At 64.8% G+C, this 603-nt stretch carries 1 protein-coding gene; it reads left to right on the forward strand.

Features of this window, described 5'->3' with window-relative positions; translation table 11 throughout:
- Positions 1 to 232 precede the first annotated feature (232 nt).
- The coding region (locus tag RISW2_RS23090) for a hypothetical protein (protein ID WP_043775928.1) at positions 233 to 603 on the forward strand (371 nt) is incomplete at its 3' end.

Below are 603 nucleotides of genomic sequence, written 5' to 3' on the forward strand. Positions count from 1 at the left end.
CCTTGCGGCGGGGGATTTTGAATTCACGCGAGTTTGTTCCCGACCAACCACTTGGCGTGGATCATTGCCCACGAACAAAACAGGGACTTACAGAGAAAGTGGGCTGCCCTCGACCGATGTCGGTGATTATGCTGGTGCCGCCCGAGATGTTGGCCGCTACTCGGTAGTCCACCTGTTGAGGATTCCTTGAGACTCGGGCATCCAACGAAACGTTGATTGCCTGAGCCTCGGCGTGACCATGATCTCGGACCTCCTGCTCGATCCCGAAACGCTGCCCGCGGACGGGAGCCACCTCCTGGGCTTCGCCTGGTCCGGCACCGATTTCATCGTCGAGACCGAGGGCCTCGCGGCATACGAGTCGGCCGGCGGCGCGCTGCCCTGGGGGGCCGACGGTCATCACGTCCTGATCAGACGCACGGGCGACCGGATCCGGATCGGGGCCGATGCGGCCGGCTACGCCCACCTCTTCTACTGGTCGGACGGCGCGGACTGGGCCGTGGCCTACAGTTTCATCGGGCTCGTCGCGCACCTGCGGTGCCGCGGCGTGCGGCTCACCGAGAACCTCGCAGAGACGGGGGCGTTCCTGTCGCGCAAGCAGCTGTT

It is taken from the genome of Roseivivax isoporae LMG 25204 (assembly GCF_000521865.1).
GTDB lineage: Bacteria > Pseudomonadota > Alphaproteobacteria > Rhodobacterales > Rhodobacteraceae > Roseivivax > Roseivivax isoporae.